The organism is Streptomyces sp. XY431 (assembly GCF_001279805.1).
Lineage (GTDB): Bacteria > Actinomycetota > Actinomycetes > Streptomycetales > Streptomycetaceae > Kitasatospora > Kitasatospora purpeofusca.
Genome location: NZ_LGDO01000032.1, coordinates 1 through 15702, shown reverse-complemented (window position 1 = coordinate 15702; position 15702 = coordinate 1). Strand labels below are relative to the sequence as shown.

The window sequence follows — 15702 nt, the reverse complement described above, 5'->3', positions numbered from 1 at the left end:
ACCCAGACGAAGGCGGGCCGATGACCACCACGCAAGCGCGTACCGGGCCGGAGCAGGCGCCCGGGGCGGAACCGCACGGCGAGCACGCGGTCTCCCCGGAGGCCGCCGGGGCCGCCCACACCGGTCACGGGCCGCACGGCTACAGCGCCCAGAAGGACGCGCACCTCAAGCGGCTGCGCCGGATCGAGGGCCAGATCCGCGGCCTCCAGCGGATGGTCGACGAGGACGTCTACTGCATCGACGTGCTCACCCAGGTCTCGGCCGGCACCAAGGCCCTGCAGTCCTTCGCGCTCTCCCTGCTGGAGGAGCACCTGCGGCACTGCGTCGCGGCCGCCGCCGAGGAGGGCGGGACCGAGCTGGACGCCAAGGTCGCCGAGGCCACCGCGGCGATCGCCCGACTGCTGCGCAGCTGAGCCCGGCACGGCCGACGGCGGCGCCGGCCCGGGTGCCGCGGGGCCTACGGGTCCCGCGGGTCCGGCAGCCCGCGTTGGTCCGGCAGCTCGCGCGCCGCTTCGGCGGCCGGGCCGCCGTCGGGCCGGTCGAGCAGCACCTCGTCGATCCGCTCGGTCGGCAGCCGGTCACCGCTGCTGGCCGTGGCGGCGATCATCAGCTCACCGGCCAGCTCGATCTCGTCGAGGGCCGCGTCGTCGTGGCCGCCGCTGCGGTCGCCCGTGGACGCCATCACCTGCACCACCCCTTCAGCGCCTCACCAGCCCGGGCGGCAGCCACCCGACGTCCAGCCTAGGCACTTCGGAGCCCGTCCACATGGCACGGACGGGCCATCTCGGCGCCGCCGAAACGGGTGGGCTCCGGGACTCCCGGGCCCACCCGGACCGGCGGCCTCCCACGCCGAGCTACTTCGGGTTCTCACCGGGCTTCATGGTGAAGATGTCCGAGGCGGCGGGCTCGGCGGCCTCCACCGGTTTGCCGAAGTCCGTCAGCGTGGTGGTCGAGACCACCTTCACCTGGTCCTTCGGCTCCTTGGACCCGGCCACCCCGGCGAAGGTGAAGACCTCGACCACCTTGTGCAGCCGGCCCTGGTCGTCCAGCCAGGCGTCGTAGGGGACGTCCTTCACGGTGAAGGTCTGCGCCCCCATCCGCAGGCCGTCCCCGCCCCGGCCACCGGTGGCGTCGGCCGCCTTGGTCAGGTCCAGGGTGCCGCGGTAGTGCTTCAGGGACACCCCGTCGACCGTCTCGGTGCCCACCGGTTCGGCCTTCTGCGCCCCGCGCAGCGCGCCCGCGGCGGAGGCCGGGTCGGTGGCCCCGCCACTGACCAGGTTGCCGTCCGGCAGCTGGCGGACGTCCAGCTTGACCCACTTGCCCTCCGGCACCTTGGCGCCGCTGTTCTGGAGGTAGACGGTGCCGGGCAGCAGTACCTCGACGATCTTGCCGGTGGTCGCGGCACCGGGCGGCACCTGCACCTCCAGCCGGCCGATCCGCTTCACGTAGTCGTAGCCACCGGTGCCGGTGAAGACGGCCTTCTTGTCGGCGGACTCGGTCACCAGCTCGGTGGCGGCGTGCGCCGAGCCGGCCCGGCCGGTGATGTCCGCGGTGCTGCGGACCGCCGTCAGCGGGTCGGCGGAGAGCTGGTCCGGGGTGCTGCTCGCCTGCTGGTCGGCCGAGGCGCCCCCGGCGCTGTCCGGCGAGCAGCCGGCCAGTCCGGCCGCGCCGGTCAGGACGGCGGCGAGCAGCACGGCCCCCGCCGCCGGCCGCGGCCGCCGCTCCGCCCGGCCGACCGTCCGGCCGGTGCGATGCTGGTCGGTCATGTTCATCCTCGCGAAACCCCCTCGGGCCCGACTGCCCCGCCGGCCACCAGGGGGTGGGCAGAGCTCTTTCCGGGCAAACGAGTTGGGGCGTGAGGGGTTACGCGGGACCCGGCGCGTTCCGGACGTCGCGCGCCGGTGGTCCGGCGCGTTACCGTGAACCACGTGCACAGTGAGCTGCCGGACCTTCCCGGCACCGTCCGGATGCCCGAGCACCGTGTCGCGATCAGCGAACGCGGTTCCTTCTGCTTCGCGACCTGCAGCTGCGGCTGGTTCTCCCCGGCCCGGCGCTCGCGCGACCTCGCCCGCCGCGAGGCCGAGGACCACCTGACCGGCAGCGACACCGCCCCGGCGTAGGGCGGGTCTGTCCGATCACGCGGCCAGGTCGGACTCGGGCCGGGGCTCCTCGGCGCGGAGCGCACCGCGCGTCCCGCCGCCGCGCCGCCCCCGTCCGCCGCGCCCGGGGCCCCGTCCGCCGCCGCCGGGCTCGCCGCGCCGTCCGGCGCGGATCAGCGGGGCGAGCGGGGTGCGGGTCAGGGCGTGGCAGAGCGGGACGAGCACGGCCATCGCGATCGGCGCCAGCAGCAGCACCACGGCGACGGCCAGCGCGAAGCCGCCGATCACATCGGTGGGGTAGTGGACGCCCATGTACATCCGGCAGAAGCCCTGCAGCAGGGCCAGGCCGCCGGCGATCCAGCCGAGCCGGCGGTTCACCAGGAACAGCGCCACCGCGATGCCCATCGACATCGTGGAGTGGTCGCTGACGAAGGAGTAGGTGCCGGCCTTGCCCTCGACCAGCACCTCCAGGTCGGGGTGGTCCACGAAGGGCCGGGGGCGGTCCACGATCGCCGCGATCGGCAGGTTGGCGAGCTCGGCGATGGCGACCGACAACGGGGCCCAGAGCAGCCCGGCGACCGCCACCGGGGCGTCCGGACGCCGCCGGGCCTGCAGCCAGCCCACCAGGCCCAGCAGGGCCAGGCCGATCAGGATGCCGTACTCGCCGATCCAGGAGACCAGGTGGTCCAGCCTGGCCGGGGCGTGTTTGGCCAGGTCGTTGACGGCGTAGAGCAGGCCGAGGTCGGGGTTGGTCGTGTCGGCAAGCGGCGTCGACACGCCGCACCTCCTTCTGGTCCGCTGCACCTGGATCGTTCCGGCCGTGGCCCGTCCGCCGTCGCCCAGGTCAGGGCGGCTGACGGAAGGCCAACGGACACAACGTCATAACCGACGGACAGCGTTCCACGGAAACGCGCGGTTATGGAAACTTGACTCAGCGTCCACGCCGCGCGCACACCGGCCGGGCGGTCGGGGATCAGTTCTTTGCGGGGGTTTGACCGGAACCGGCCGGTCCGGTGGCGGCGACGGCGGTGGGCCGGGCGGCCGGGGCCGCCTGCGCCACCTGGGCCGCCGGGGCCGACGGGGCGGCCGGAGCCGGGGTGGGGGGTGCGGCCGGGTCGCCGGGACGGCTCGGGGCGATCACCCCGCCGTCGGCGTTGCGGTTCGGCAGGGCCTGGGCGGCGTCCGAGGTCACCCGGGTGGCGCCGATGTACTCCTTGGTGTCGATCTTGTCGTAGCGGATCACCGCGCCGGTGTGCGGGGCGTTGATCATGTATCCGCCGCCGACGTAGATGCCCACGTGGTGGATGGAGCGCGGGTCGGACAGATCGGTCGCCCAGAACACCAGGTCGCCCGGACGCAGCTGGTCGCGGGACGGGTGCGGGCCCGCGTACCACTGGTCGTTGGCGACCCGGGGCAGGATGATGCCAACGCTCTCGAACGCCGCCCGGGTGAGCCCGGAGCAGTCGAACCGCCCGTTCTGCGAGGCCAGCCCGTCACCGCCCCACAGGTACGGGGTGCCGAGCTTGCCCTGGGCGAAGTAGATCGCCCCGGCGGACTGCGCGGAGACCTCCACCGGCGCGACCGGGGAGGCGAAGCTGCGGGACGTGGCCAGGATGTTCCGTACGTACCCCTGGGTCTCCCGGTACGGCGGCACGCCCTGGTACTTCGTCACCGCGCCCGGCCCGGCGTTGTAGGCGGCCAGCATGTTCGACTGGCGGTCGCCCGGGACCTTGGCGACGAAGGCGGCGAGCGCGCAGTCGAAGGTGGCCGCCGAGGCGATCGCGTCCAGCGGCTCCCAGGGGTCCTTCCGGCCGTCGTTGTTGCCGTCCGTGCCGTACGCCGCCCAGGTGCCCGGCATGAACTGCGCCAATCCCTCCGCGCCGACCCCGGAACGGGCCCGTGGGTCGAAACCGCTTTCCTGGTACAACTGCGCCGCGAGCAACGGGGGGGAGAGATCGGGGCAGAGCCGTCCCCACTGTTCGATCGGCCCTTGGTACGCGGCCGGAACGGTTCCCGGGGAGAGTCCGGCGGCATTGCCCTGGCGCTGCGGAGTCCCGCTCGCCGCATACGTCCCGAACGTCACCAGCCCGATGAAGCCGACCGCGACAACTCCTGCGGCAGCGGCGGCCGTAGCGCCCTTCCGGAGTACCATCAGCACCATCCCGACGAATCGTCAGTCGAAGTGTCCCGGAAGGCGTTGCTCACCGCAATCATCAGAGATACAAAGAGTGAGCGCTATCCTTCGTACGGTGGACATCCTCGCGTACGTGTCCGATGACTCACGACCAATCCGCGAGAAGCAGCCAAGTCGACATCAGATCTGGCCAAGAATAGGTACCGACCCTTCGCGCGGGCGGGGTCTGGGCCCTTGAATTTGCCTGATCGGGCGGTGAGATGGAAATGAACCAGAGCAGCGTGCACAGCATCGCGATCGGCCACCTGGCCGAGGACCCTCCAAAGAAGCCGAATATCGACACCATCATCGGCGGGATCGCCCCGGACTGGGGTCCGTTCGCGAGTCTCGGCTCGGAGGCCCGGGTGATGGTCGAGGTCGTCATGGCCGTGGCGATCCTGGCCTGCCTCGGCCTCGCTGTCTGGGGTGCGGCCAAGCAGCGGATCGGCGCCACCGCGATGCGTGACAGCTTCGGCGCCGAACAGGGCAAGGGGCTGATCATCGCCGGCCTGACCGGCGTGTTCATCATTGGATCACTTGGCACTCTGTTCACCATTGTGTACGGCATGGCGATCTGACGATCGGGCAGCGCGGGCCGGGCAGGTGGAGCGGACAGCCGAGGCGGAGCCGACGGCGCCCATGGGGCGGACCGTCGTGACGCGCCGGCGGACGGCGCGGCATCCTTGCCGGTCGGCCTGTCCGATCGTCTGACCGTCCGACTGCCGGACCGTCCGACCGGGCATCCGTGCATGCCCGGCGCCACGCCGGGAATCCATCCACCACCCCTTCCCTCCCGCCCGCCCACGGCCGGAGGGGCCCCCGGAGCCGCCCCCGGCTCCCCGCACCAGGAGGGCCGCCGTGCCGTTGTCCGACGACCAGCCGCACACCCGTACGCGGCTGCCGGTCGGCGAACAGCCCTCGTCGCAGATGAACGCCCGTCAGGCCCGTCCGCTGCGCACCCTGCTGACCGTGCTGCTGGTCGTCACCCTGCTCGTCCTGGCGATCTCCATCGCCAACCGGGGCAAGCCCGACCCCGGCACCGCCGCCGCCGGACGCTCCGCCGACCGGGCCGCCGCGGCCACCGCCACCTCCGGCGCGGGCCCCGCGCCCAGCGGGGACCAGCCGGTGACCGCCACCGTCAACGGCATCGCCGCCGGCTTCCCGCACACCGAGCAGGGCGCCCAGTCCGCCGCCGCCAACTACGCCGTGGCCATCGGCTCCGCCGACATGTTCCGCACCGACAGCCGCCACACCATCGTCACCACCATCGCCGACCCGGCCGCCGCCCAGACCCTCCAGTCCCGGCTGGACCAGGGGTTCGGCGCCGACACCGTGGCCCGCTACGGACTGGACGCCCAGGGGCGCGCGCCCAAGGGCCTCACCTTCGTCAGCCGTACCGTCCCGGTCGGCGCCAAGGCGGTCGGCTACGCCGACGCCGAGACCAAGGTCGAGGTCTGGTGCACCGGTCTGACCGGCCTGGCCGGCGAGCGCTCGGTGCAGCCGGTGGTGGCGAGCTGGTTCACGCTCACCCTCGATCTGCGCTGGACGGGTGGCGACTGGAAGCTCACGGACTACGCAAGCCGGCAGGGGCCCGCGCCCATGCCGGGCGACGAACAGGCCGCCACCGCCGAGGAGATCACCGGCGCCGTCCAGCAGTTCGGGGGTTTCCGCTATGCCCGTTGACCTGACCGCCGACCAGTCGGCCGGCCGCCGAGCGGGGCGCGGGGGGGCCGCCGCCGACGGTGCCGTCCGGCCCGCCGTCCGCCGCGCGGGGACGCTGGCGGGAGTGCTGGCGACCGTGCAGCTCGGGGCTCTGCTCGCGGCGCAGCGCGTCTTCGCCGAGCCGTCCCCGACGGGGAGCCCGTCGCCGTCCCCGTCGGCCACCTGTCAGAAGGTGGACCTCCCGATCCCCGGTAGCGACGCGGGCTGTGCCCCGAACGGCGCCGTGGTGATTCCCGGGAGCGGGACCGTCGGGACGGTGACGGATCCGTTGGGGGCGTTGGCCAAGGGGTGCGCGCAGGCGGCGGTGTGGGTGGTGCGGAAGTTGTCGGGGGCGATCGACGGGACGACGGAGGTGGACTTCACCAATGCGTCGTTCCTGCAGCAGTACGCGGTGGTGTTCGCCGCGTCGACGGTCGTCACGCTGGTGCTGTGGCTGCTCGCGGTGACCAAGCGGGCGGTGCGCGGGGCGCCGTTGACGACGGCGATCTCGGAGGCGATCGGGTTCCTCTGGCTGACGGTGGTCGCGTCGGCGTTCACGCCGTTGATCCTGTACACGGTGGTGAGCGCGACCGACGGGCTGACCAAGGCGATCGCGGTGGGGACGAAGTCGGACACCGGGACGTACCTGGGCGGGTTCGCGGACACCCTGGAGAAGGGTGACATCGGCGGCGGGCCGTTGATCCTGATCATCACCTCGTTGGTGGCCGTGCTGGCCGCGGCGGTGCTCTGGATCGAGCTGCTGATCCGGGCGGCGATGCTCTACGTGGGCGCGCTGCTGGGGACGGCGGTGTACGCGGGGCTGGTGGACAAGCAGCTGTGGAAGCACGTGCGCCGCTGGGCGGGGGTGATGCTGGCGGTGGACCTGGCGAAGCCGATCATCGTGATCATCCTCGGGCTGGCCGGTGCGGTGTCGGCCGGGGCGGGGGCGAGCGACGACTTCGCCCGGGTGCTGTCGGGGCTGGCGATCCTCTTCCTGTCGATCTTTGCGAGCGCCGCCGTCTACCGCTTCGTGCCGGGCTTCGGCGACGAGATCATGAACATGCGCCACGCCCGGGCGAGCGCGGTGTCCGCCGGGTCGGCGATGATCAACGGGACTGCGAACTTCATGCGGCAGGGCATCAGCACGCACGGCGACCGCGGCCGGCAGGCGGGCGGCGGCGGTGGGGGTGCCGGCGGCGGTTCGGTCGCCCCGGGCATCGCCGCCCACGCGTCCCGGGCGCCCTCGCCGCCTCCGCAGGCCGGGCCGCCGGCCCAGGGCTCGGGTCCGATCCGCGACAGCAATCCAGCGAAGGGAGGGTGACGGGTAAGTGAGCAGCGAACCGCTCGGCCAGTACGGGGCCCAGTACGCCCAGCCGTACGTGCACCAGCGCCGTACCTACCTGATCGGCAAGGCCCGCCCGAACGCGCCGATCGGCCGGAACCGGGAGTCCGGCGAGATCGTGCTGATCATCTTCGGCGCGTTCCTCGGCATGCTCTGGGGTCTGCTGATGCCGGTCCTGCCGTTGCGCATCGCGGGTCTGGTGGGTCTGCCGGCGCTGGCGATCGCGGCCGTCTACGTGCCGTACCGGCGCCGGACCTTCTACAAGTGGGTGGAGATCAACCGCACCTACCGGCGGACGGTCCGCAGCGGCCGGGCGGTGTGGAAGTCGGACGCGGTCGATGCCGGGACGCGGCTGGACGGCCGCGAGGTGGAGATCGGCCCGCCGCCCGGGGTCGGGCGGCTGCGCTGGCTCTCGGCGCCGTTCGGGCCGGACGAGGTCGCGGTGCTGATGCACCTGGAGCGGCGAACGGTGACGGCGGCGATCGAGATCGAGGGCCCGGGTGTCGGGCTGCGCGACTCGGAGGACCAGGAGGCGCTGGTCGACCGGTTCGGGACGCTGCTGAAGCACGTCGCGAACGGGGACGGCTTCGTGACCCGGCTGCAGATCCTGGCCCGGACCCTGCCGGCCGACCCGGACGCGCACGCCAAGGACGTGGAGCGGCGCGGCGACCCGGGCGCGCCGAACTGGCTGAAGGACTCGTACGACCAGTTGCAGTCGATGGTGTCGACCTCGTCCGAGCAGCACCGGGCGTACTTGGTGGCGTGCATGCACTACACCCGGGACCTCGCCGCCGAGGCGCACGCGATGGGGCGGACGGCCACCGGCCGGCGGGCCAGGGACGACGAGGGCCTCGCCTCGGTGATGGCCCGCGAGCTGACCGACATCTGCGCCCGGCTGGCGGAGGCGGACATCCGGGTGCGGCAGCCGCTGGGCCAGGCCCGGCTCTCCTCGCTGCTGCACTCGATGTACGACCCGGACCACCCGATCGACCACCTCCAGGCGATGTCGAGGCGCAATGCCTGGCCGGCCGAGCTGGACGCCACGCACCCGCAGTTCCTCCAGGCGAAGACCCGGGAGTCGGCGACCCGGGAGCCGTGGTGCCACGCCACCGCGTGGATCAAGGAGTGGCCGCTGACCCCGGTCGGCGTCAACTTCCTGGCGCCGCTGCTGGTGCACACCCCGGACGTGATCCGGACGGTGGCGGTGACGATGGACCTGGAACCGACCGATGTCGCCATCGAGCGGATGCTCACCGAGAAGACCAACGACGAGGCGGAGGCCAGCCGCGCCGCCAAGATGAACCGCACGGTCGACCCGCGCGACCTGGCCCACACCGGCCGGGTGGACCAGCGGGGCGACGACCTGGCGTCCGGCGCGGCCGGCGTCAACCTGGTCGGGTACATCACGGTCTCCTCGCGCAATCCGGACGCGCTGGCCCGGGACAAGCGGACGATCCGGGCCTCGGCCGGCAAGAGCTATCTGAAGCTGGAGTGGTGCGACCGCGAGCACCACCGCGCGTTCGTCAACACCCTGCCGTTCGCCACCGGTATCCGCCGCTGAGCGGATCCCGGCCGAGCGACTGATCTGGAGGCCCCCGTATGGCGATCGGCAACCTCACCGACGCGTTCACCAGCCTGGCGTTCGGCAAGGTGGAGACCACCCGGCTGCCGGTGCGCACCTCGACCGGCCAGGCGCAGGCGGTGTACCTGCCGACCGCTGCGCCCGGGCTGGGCGACTCCGGGGTGATCATCGGGCGCGAGGTGTACAGCGGCAAGGGGTACGTGTACGACCCGTTCCAGCTGTACGGCCAGCAGCTGCCCGCCCCGCACTGGCTGGTGCTGGGGGAGTCCGGCAACGGCAAGTCGGCGCTGGAGAAGACCTATGTGCTGCGCCAGCTGCGGTTCCGGGACCGGCAGGTGGTGGTCCTGGACGCGCAGGGCGAGGACGGGGTCGGCGAGTGGAACCTGATCGCCAACGCGCTGGGCATAAAGTCGATCCGGCTGGACCCGATGGCGGCCAGGGACGGCGGGGTGAAGCTCAACCCGCTGGACCCGGCGATCACCCAGACCGGGCAGCTGTCGCTGCTGCGGACCATCGTCGAGGTGGCGATGGGGCGCGCTCTGGAGGAGCGGGCCGGCTTCGCGCTGAAGGCCGCGCACGGGCATGTGGTGGCGACGGTCCGGGACCGCCAGCCGGTGCTGGACGACATCATCGACACCCTGCGCAGCCCCGACCTGTCCTCGGTGGAGTCGCTCGGGGTGGCCGTGGACGAGGTGCAGTCCTGGGGCCTGGACGTGGCGCTGGTGCTGGACCGCCTGGTCGACGGTGACCTGCGGGGCATGTTCGACGGGTCGACCACCGACGGCATCGACCTGGACGCGCCGCTGATCGTCTTCGACCTGTCGCACATCGACCGCAACTCGATCGCGATGCCGATCCTGATGGCGATCGTCGGTGTCTGGCTGGAGCACACCTGGATCAGGCCGGACCGCAAGAAGCGGATCTTCCTGGTCGAGGAGGCGTGGCACATCATCAACAGCCCCTTCGTGGCCCAGCTGTTCCAGCGGCTGCTGAAGTTCGGCCGCCGGCTCGGCCTGTCCTTCGTGGCCGTGGTGCACCACCTGTCGGACGTGGTGGACGGGGCGGCGGCCAAGGAGGCCTCGGCGATCCTCAAGATGGCCTCCACCCGGACGATCTACATGCAGAAGGCCGAGGAGGCACGGGCCACCGGGCGGGTGCTCGGCCTGCCCCGCTGGGCGGTGGAGATCATCCCCACACTTTCGCCGGGCATCGCGGTCTGGGACGTCAACGGAAACGTCCAGGTGGTGAAGCACATCATCACCGAGGCGGAGCGCCCACTGGTCTATACCGACCGGGCGATGACCGAGGACGCGGTGGCCGAACGGGTGCGCGCCGACCACCAGTTGGCGGCCGAGCCGGGGATCTGAGCCCGGATCCGGCGGGCCCGGGGCGTGTTCCCGGGCCCCGGGCCGGCCTCCTGGGGCGCCGGTGCGGGTGCGGAGCGGGCCCGGCGAGGCGGGCAGAATCCGACGACGATTCGTCAGTAGGTAACCCTGTCGTTACGTCCAGGGGCCTGACAGCTACGCGCGTTGACCCTAGGCTGCACTCGCGCAACGACACTCGTCTCGCGCGCCCGGGCCTGTCCACAGCTGGGCGCTCTCACAGGTGCAGGGGACCCCCTACATGCTCTCCGTCAGAACCCGACGGTCTGCGTTGGCCGTCGTCGCCGCCGCCGGCCTCGTCGGCACGGTGGCCATGCCGTCCGCGGCCCAGGCCGCGACCGCCAAGAAGCCCAAGACCGTCAACCTCCAGTTGCTGGCCATCAACGACCTGCACGGCAACCTGGAGCCCCCGGCCGGTTCCTCCGGCACCATCCGGGAGATCGACCCGGCCACCGGCCAGCCGGTCAGCACCCCGGCCGGCGGCATCGAGTACCTGGCCACCGCGCTGCGCCAGGCCCGGATCCCCGCCGACGACTCGATCACCGTCGCCGCCGGCGACCTGGTCGGCGCCTCGCCGCTGACCTCCGCGCTGTTCCACGACGAGCCCACCATTGAGGCGCTGGACAAGCTCGGCCTGGACGTCACCTCGGTCGGCAACCACGAGTTCGACGAGGGTTCCGCCGAGCTGCTCCGCCTCCAGGACGGCGGCTGCCACCCGACCGACGGCTGCTACGAGGAGGGGCGCACGTTCAAGGGCGCCAACTTCAACTACCTCTCGGCCAACGTCACCAACGAGAAGACCGGCAAGCCGCTGCTGGCCCCGTACTGGGTGACCAAGTCGCAGGGCGTGAAGGTCGGCTTCATCGGCGTCACCCTGGAGGGCACGCCGAACATCGTCACCGCCGAGGGTGTCAAGGGCCTCAAGTTCGCCAACGAGGTCAGCACGATCAACAGGTACGCCGCCGAGCTGAAGGCCAAGGGCGTCAACTCGATCGTCGCGCTGATCCACGAGGGCGGCCTGCCGGCCAGCAGCACCTACAACTACGACTGCGGCGCGGCCGGCGAGGGCATCTCCGGCCCGATCGTCGACATCGCCAAGCGGATCGACCCGGCGGTCGGCGCCATCGTCACCGGCCACACCCACAACGCGTACGCCTGCACCATCCCCGACCCGCAGGGTGTGCCGCGTTCGGTGACCAGCGCCGCCTCCTTCGGCCGGCTGTACACCGAGATCGACCTGAAGCTCGACAAGAGCACCGGCGCGATCGTCCGGCCGTCGGTCAAGGCCGAGAACCACATCGTGCGCCGGACGGTCGAGAAGGCTCCGGACATGACGGAGCTGATCTCGCACTACTCCAAGCTTGCCGCCCCGATCGCCAACCGTCCGCTGGGCTACATCGCCTCGGACATCAACGGCCGTGGCAACAGCGACCCGGAGAAGCCGCTCGGCGACGTCATCGCCGACGCCCAGCAGGCCGGCCTCGCGGCGGCCGACAAGGGCGGCGCGCAGGTCGCCTTCATGAACCCCGGCGGCATCCGCTCCGACCTCGTCTACAAGCAGAGCGGCGCCGAGGGCGACGGTGTGGTGACCTACGGCGAGGCGTTCACCGTCCAGCCGTTCACCAACATGATGCAGGTCAAGACGCTGACCGGGGCCCAGCTGATACAGCTGCTGCAGCAGCAGGTGAGCGGCTCCAACGAGGCCTCGCCGAAGATCCTGCAGCCGTCCAAGGGCCTCACCTACACCCTGGACATGCGCAACAAGGGCGCCGACCGGGTCGTCGTCGACTCGATCCGCCTGGGTGGCGCGCCGATCGACCCGGCCGCCAAGTACCGGGTCGCGGCCAATGAGTTCCTGGCCGGCGGCGGCGACGGCTTCCCGGCCTTCGCGGCCGGCACCGACAAGCTCGTCGGCGCCTCCGACCTGGACGTCTTCGCCGCTTACCTCGGTGCCAACAGCTCGGCCGCCGCGCCGCTGAAGGCGCCGGCGCAGGACCGCATCAAGGTCATCGGCCCGGGCAGCACCATCGACTGAGTCGAGGGTCGCTGGCCGTGAGCCGGCCGGGGCGGGGCGCTGTCGGGGCGCCCCGCCCTTTTTTCGTGCCCGCGGTTCGGGCCCTGCGTTCAGTCGGGGGAGGGGCCGCCGGGGAGCCGGACGGTGGCCAGCGCGCCCGGGCCGCCGTCCTGGGCCGGGCCGAGCGACACCTCGCCGCCGGCTTCCCGGACGGTCTGCGCGACGATCGACAGGCCGAGGCCGGAGCCCGGGAGCTGGCGCGAGGACGGGGAGCGCCAGAACCGGTCGAAGACGTACGGCAGTTCGTCCTGCGGGATGCCGGGACCGTGGTCGCGGACGGTCAGCACGCCCTGGTCGAGCCGGACGGCGATGGTGCCGCCGGGCGGGCTGTACTTGACCGCGTTGTCCAGCAGGTTGATCACCGCCCGCTCCAGGCCGGCGGCGTCGGCGTGGACGAACCAGGGCTCGGTGGAGGTCTCGAAGACCAGCCCCGGGCCGCGCAACTTGGCACGCTCGACCGCCCGTTCGGCGATCTCGTGCACGGCAACCACGGAGAGCGTGCGGACCGGCTTGGGGGAGTCCGGGCGGGAGAGCTGGAGCAGGTCGCCGATCAGCACGGTGAGCTCCTGCATCTGGGCCTTCATGTTGCCGAGCAGCTTGGTGCGGGTGGCGGGCGGGAGCGGCCGGCCGGTGTCGTCGCTGCGGATCAGCAGATCGACGTTGGTGCGCAGCGAGGTGAGCGGGGTGCGCAGCTCGTGGCCGGCGTCGGCGATCAGCCGGGTCTGCCGTTCGCGGGAGTTGGCGAGGGCGGTGCTCATGGAGTTGAAGGACGTGGAGAGCCGGGCGATCTCGTCGTCACCCTGGACCGGGATGGTGGTGCCGACCTCCTCGGTGCGGGCGATGTGCTCGACGGCGTTGGTGAGGTGGTCGACCGGTTTGAGGGCGGAGCGGGCGACCAGTCGCCCGGCGACGGCGGCGAGGGCGATCCCGCCGAGGGCGACGCCGCCCAGGACGAAGGCGAGTCGGTTGAGCGATTCGTCGACGGCCTTCGTGGACGTGGCGACCATGATCAGGGTGGGGGGAAGGGCCTTCTGCTTGGTCCAGGAGACCCGGACCAGGGCGGGTTCACCGTTGGTGTAGTGGCCCTGGCGGATGATGAACTGGTTCGGCCTGAGAGAGAGGACCGCGGTGTCGTCGGGGTCCGGGGCGATGGCCTTGGCGGCCATGGGCGGCAGGCAGTAGAGCGGTGTCTGGCCGGGGATCACGTACTGGGTGTCGCGAGGGGCGGAACCGCCGCCCGGCGGCTGGGGGACGGTGCCCTGCACGGTCTTGAGCGCGCTCTGCAGGTTGGGGGAGCAGTCGTCGAGCTGCGCCGGTGGACCGCCCTCGCGCACATTTTCCAGGTCGGTGCGGATCACGCCGTACAGCTGCTTCTCCACGATGAACCAGCAGGCCAGCGCCGAGGCCGCGATCGCCACCGCGACCGCCGCCGCGGTGAGCAGGGCGAACCGGCTGCGCAGGGAGCGGGCGCGGTACCAGGTGCTGAGGCGGCCGCGGCGGCGTGGGATGCGCGGTGGGGCGAGCGGCGGCGGCGGGACGGTGGGGCTCACGCCGCGGTGCCGGCTGCCGGGCGGAGCGCGTAGCCGACCCCGCGGACGGTCTGGATGACCCGGGGCAGGCCGCCCTGCTCGGTCTTGCGGCGCAGGTACATCACGTACACGTCCAGCGAGTTGGAGGAGGGCTCGAAGTCGAAGCCCCAGACCGCCTTGAGGATCTGCTCCCGGGTGAGCACCTGGCGGGGGTGGGCGAGGAACATCTCCAGCAGCATGAACTCGGTGCGGGTGAGTTCGACGGGTTGGCCGGACCGGGTGACCTCGCGGGTGGCGGTGTTCATCCGCAGGTCCGCGAAGGCCAGGACGTCGGTCTCCTCCTCGACGGCGGCCGCCCGGGCGGCGGCCTCGGTGGCGAGCGCGTTGCGCCGCAGCAGGGCGCGCACCCGGGCGAGCAGCTCGTCGAGTTCGAAGGGCTTGGCGAGGTAGTCGTCGGCGCCGACGTCGAGGCCGGTGACCCGGTCGCCGACGGCGTCGCGGGCGGTGAGCATCAGCACCGGGACGGTGTCGCCGCGCGAGCGCATCCGGCGGACGGCGGTGAGGCCGTCCATCCGGGGCATCATGATGTCGAGCAGGACGAGGTCCGGCCGGTCGCGTTCGACGGATTCGAGGGCCTCGTAGCCGTCGGTGGCGGTGGCGACCTCGTAGCCCTCGAAGACGAGGCTGCTCTCCAGGGCGTCCCGGAGGGCGGGTTCGTCGTCGACCACGAGGAGCCGGGCGGTGCTCTGCTGCCCGGGCTCGGCGGGGGTGCGGTCGTCGGCGGACGGGGTCATCGGCGGTTGCCCTTTCTGGTGGCGGGAGGCCCTGCTCGGGTCAATTGTCGGACGTGCTCAGACGTTCTGGCCGGACTGCAGCTCGGGCAGCACCTGCTTGATGTCGTCGATCGGGATGGCGAAGCCGAGGCCGACGCTGCCGGCCCCGCTGCCGCCGGCCGTGGCGCTCGATCCGCTCGGCGAGTACATGGCCGAGTTGATGCCGATGACCTGCCCGGCGGCGTTGATCAGCGGGCCGCCGGAGTTGCCCGGGTTGAGCGCGGCGTCGGTCTGGAAGGCCTGGTAGGTGGCGGTGCTGCCGCTGCTCTGCGGGGTGCTGCCGCGCAGTCCGGGCAGGTTGGGGAGGCCGAAGCCGCCGTTGCCGCTGGTGGTGCCCTCGTCGAGCTGGACGGTGACCTCGCGGTGCTCGGCGCTGATGATGCCGGAGGTGACGGTGCCGGTGAGGCCCTCGGGGTTGCCGATGGCGACGACCGGGTCGCCGACCGAGACGGCGGAGGAGTCGCCGAGCACGGCGGGGGTGAGCTGCTTGGCGCCGCTCGCGGTGATCACGGCGGCGTCCAGGCTCTTGTCGGTGCCGGTGAGGGCGGCGGTGGCGGTGGAGCCGTCGTGGAAGGTGACGGTGATCCGGCCGCCGTCGGCCGCGCCGGAGACCACGTGGTAGTTGGTGAGGATCTGGCCGCCGGCGGTGAGGACCACGCCGGTGCCGGTGGCGGTCCCGTTCGCGGTCTGCACCGTGATCTGGACGACGCTGGGCGAGACGGCGGCCGCGACGGCGGCGACGTCGGCGCTGCCGTCGGAACGGGCGGCGACCGGGCTGGCGACGGTGCCGCTGCGGCTCACCGAGCCGTGGCCCTGGGCGGCGACGACGCCGCCGGTGACCCCGCCGAGGACGGCGGCGACCGCGGCGACGGCGGTGACCAGGGCGAGCCGCCCGCGCAGCAGGCCGCGCCGGGCCCGGTGGCCGGGGCCCCCGGCCGGTGCCGGGTCGGCCGGCTCGGGCGGGAACGGCGGGAGCGGGGGAGGGGG

The 15702-nt window shown here is 72.5% G+C and carries 15 protein-coding genes; 8 read left to right on the top strand and 7 right to left on the bottom strand.

All coding sequences use genetic code 11. The annotated features are described in order from the left end of the window. Positions 1–20: 20 nt before the first annotated feature. Positions 21–413 (top strand): metal-sensitive transcriptional regulator, encoded by a 393-nt coding sequence (locus ADK60_RS05510; protein WP_053643693.1) that lies wholly within the window; start codon positions 21–23, stop codon positions 411–413. Between the two features lie 44 nt (positions 414–457). Here the strand turns inward: ADK60_RS05510 and ADK60_RS05505 are convergent, their stop codons facing one another. Beyond that, positions 458–685, bottom strand: coding sequence for a hypothetical protein (locus ADK60_RS05505; RefSeq protein WP_159400317.1), 228 nt, complete (start codon positions 683–685; stop codon positions 458–460). A 169-nt stretch (positions 686–854) separates the two neighbouring features. Next, positions 855–1766, bottom strand: coding sequence for an SCO4651 family lipoprotein (locus ADK60_RS05500; protein ID WP_053643690.1), 912 nt, complete (start codon positions 1764–1766; stop codon positions 855–857). A gap of 162 nt (positions 1767–1928) precedes the next feature. Between ADK60_RS05500 and ADK60_RS05495 the strand changes: the two genes are divergently transcribed. Further along, positions 1929–2120: a hypothetical protein gene (locus tag ADK60_RS05495; protein WP_159400316.1), complete on the top strand. Its 192-nt coding sequence runs from the start codon at positions 1929–1931 to the stop codon at positions 2118–2120. A gap of 15 nt (positions 2121–2135) precedes the next feature. Here the strand turns inward: ADK60_RS05495 and ADK60_RS05490 are convergent, their stop codons facing one another. Continuing rightward, positions 2136–2876, bottom strand: a complete 741-nt coding sequence (locus tag ADK60_RS05490) for a phosphatase PAP2 family protein (RefSeq protein WP_053643688.1) — start codon at positions 2874–2876, stop codon at positions 2136–2138. Between the two features lie 196 nt (positions 2877–3072). Next, complete coding sequence (locus ADK60_RS05485; protein ID WP_079008076.1) at positions 3073–4251, bottom strand: C40 family peptidase; 1179 nt, start codon at positions 4249–4251, stop codon at positions 3073–3075. A 248-nt stretch (positions 4252–4499) separates the two neighbouring features. Between ADK60_RS05485 and ADK60_RS05480 the strand changes: the two genes are divergently transcribed. The 6 genes from ADK60_RS05480 (at position 4500) to ADK60_RS05455 (ending at position 12314) form a co-directional block, all read left to right on the top strand. Continuing rightward, the gene (locus tag ADK60_RS05480; protein ID WP_045941228.1) at positions 4500–4850 is read left to right on the top strand and encodes a DUF8827 family protein; all 351 of its coding nucleotides are present in this window, start codon (positions 4500–4502) and stop codon (positions 4848–4850) included. A 280-nt stretch (positions 4851–5130) separates the two neighbouring features. Beyond that, positions 5131–5955 (top strand): DUF8175 domain-containg protein, encoded by an 825-nt coding sequence (locus ADK60_RS47460; RefSeq protein ID WP_063783049.1) that lies wholly within the window; start codon positions 5131–5133, stop codon positions 5953–5955. After that, positions 5945–7294 carry a hypothetical protein gene (locus ADK60_RS05470; RefSeq protein ID WP_234370950.1) on the top strand — a complete coding sequence of 450 codons (1350 nt, stop codon included), beginning with the start codon at positions 5945–5947 and terminating at the stop codon, positions 7292–7294. The genes ADK60_RS47460 and ADK60_RS05470 overlap by 11 nt, the downstream gene beginning before the upstream one ends. A 7-nt stretch (positions 7295–7301) precedes the next feature. After that, the gene (locus tag ADK60_RS05465) at positions 7302–8876 is read left to right on the top strand and encodes an SCO6880 family protein (protein ID WP_045941230.1); all 1575 of its coding nucleotides are present in this window, start codon (positions 7302–7304) and stop codon (positions 8874–8876) included. Positions 8877–8914: 38 nt separating this feature from the next. After that, on the top strand, positions 8915–10264 hold the full coding sequence (locus tag ADK60_RS05460; protein ID WP_053643686.1) for an ATP-binding protein: 1350 nt from the start codon (positions 8915–8917) through the stop codon (positions 10262–10264). 256 nt (positions 10265–10520) lie between these two features. Next, positions 10521–12314, top strand: coding sequence for a bifunctional metallophosphatase/5'-nucleotidase (locus tag ADK60_RS05455; RefSeq protein ID WP_053643684.1), 1794 nt, complete (start codon positions 10521–10523; stop codon positions 12312–12314). Positions 12315–12403: 89 nt separating this feature from the next. Here the strand turns inward: ADK60_RS05455 and ADK60_RS05450 are convergent, their stop codons facing one another. From ADK60_RS05450 to ADK60_RS05440, 3 genes are all read right to left on the bottom strand, one after another. After that, positions 12404–13903 (bottom strand): sensor histidine kinase, encoded by a 1500-nt coding sequence (locus ADK60_RS05450; RefSeq protein WP_079008074.1) that lies wholly within the window; start codon positions 13901–13903, stop codon positions 12404–12406. Then, on the bottom strand, positions 13900–14676 hold the full coding sequence (locus ADK60_RS05445; RefSeq protein WP_045941237.1) for a response regulator transcription factor: 777 nt from the start codon (positions 14674–14676) through the stop codon (positions 13900–13902). Before ADK60_RS05445 ends, ADK60_RS05450 begins: the two co-directional genes overlap by 4 nt. Positions 14677–14733: 57 nt before the next feature. After that, positions 14734–15702: S1C family serine protease (locus ADK60_RS05440; protein ID WP_053643682.1), on the bottom strand; the 969-nt coding region annotated here is incomplete at its 5' end.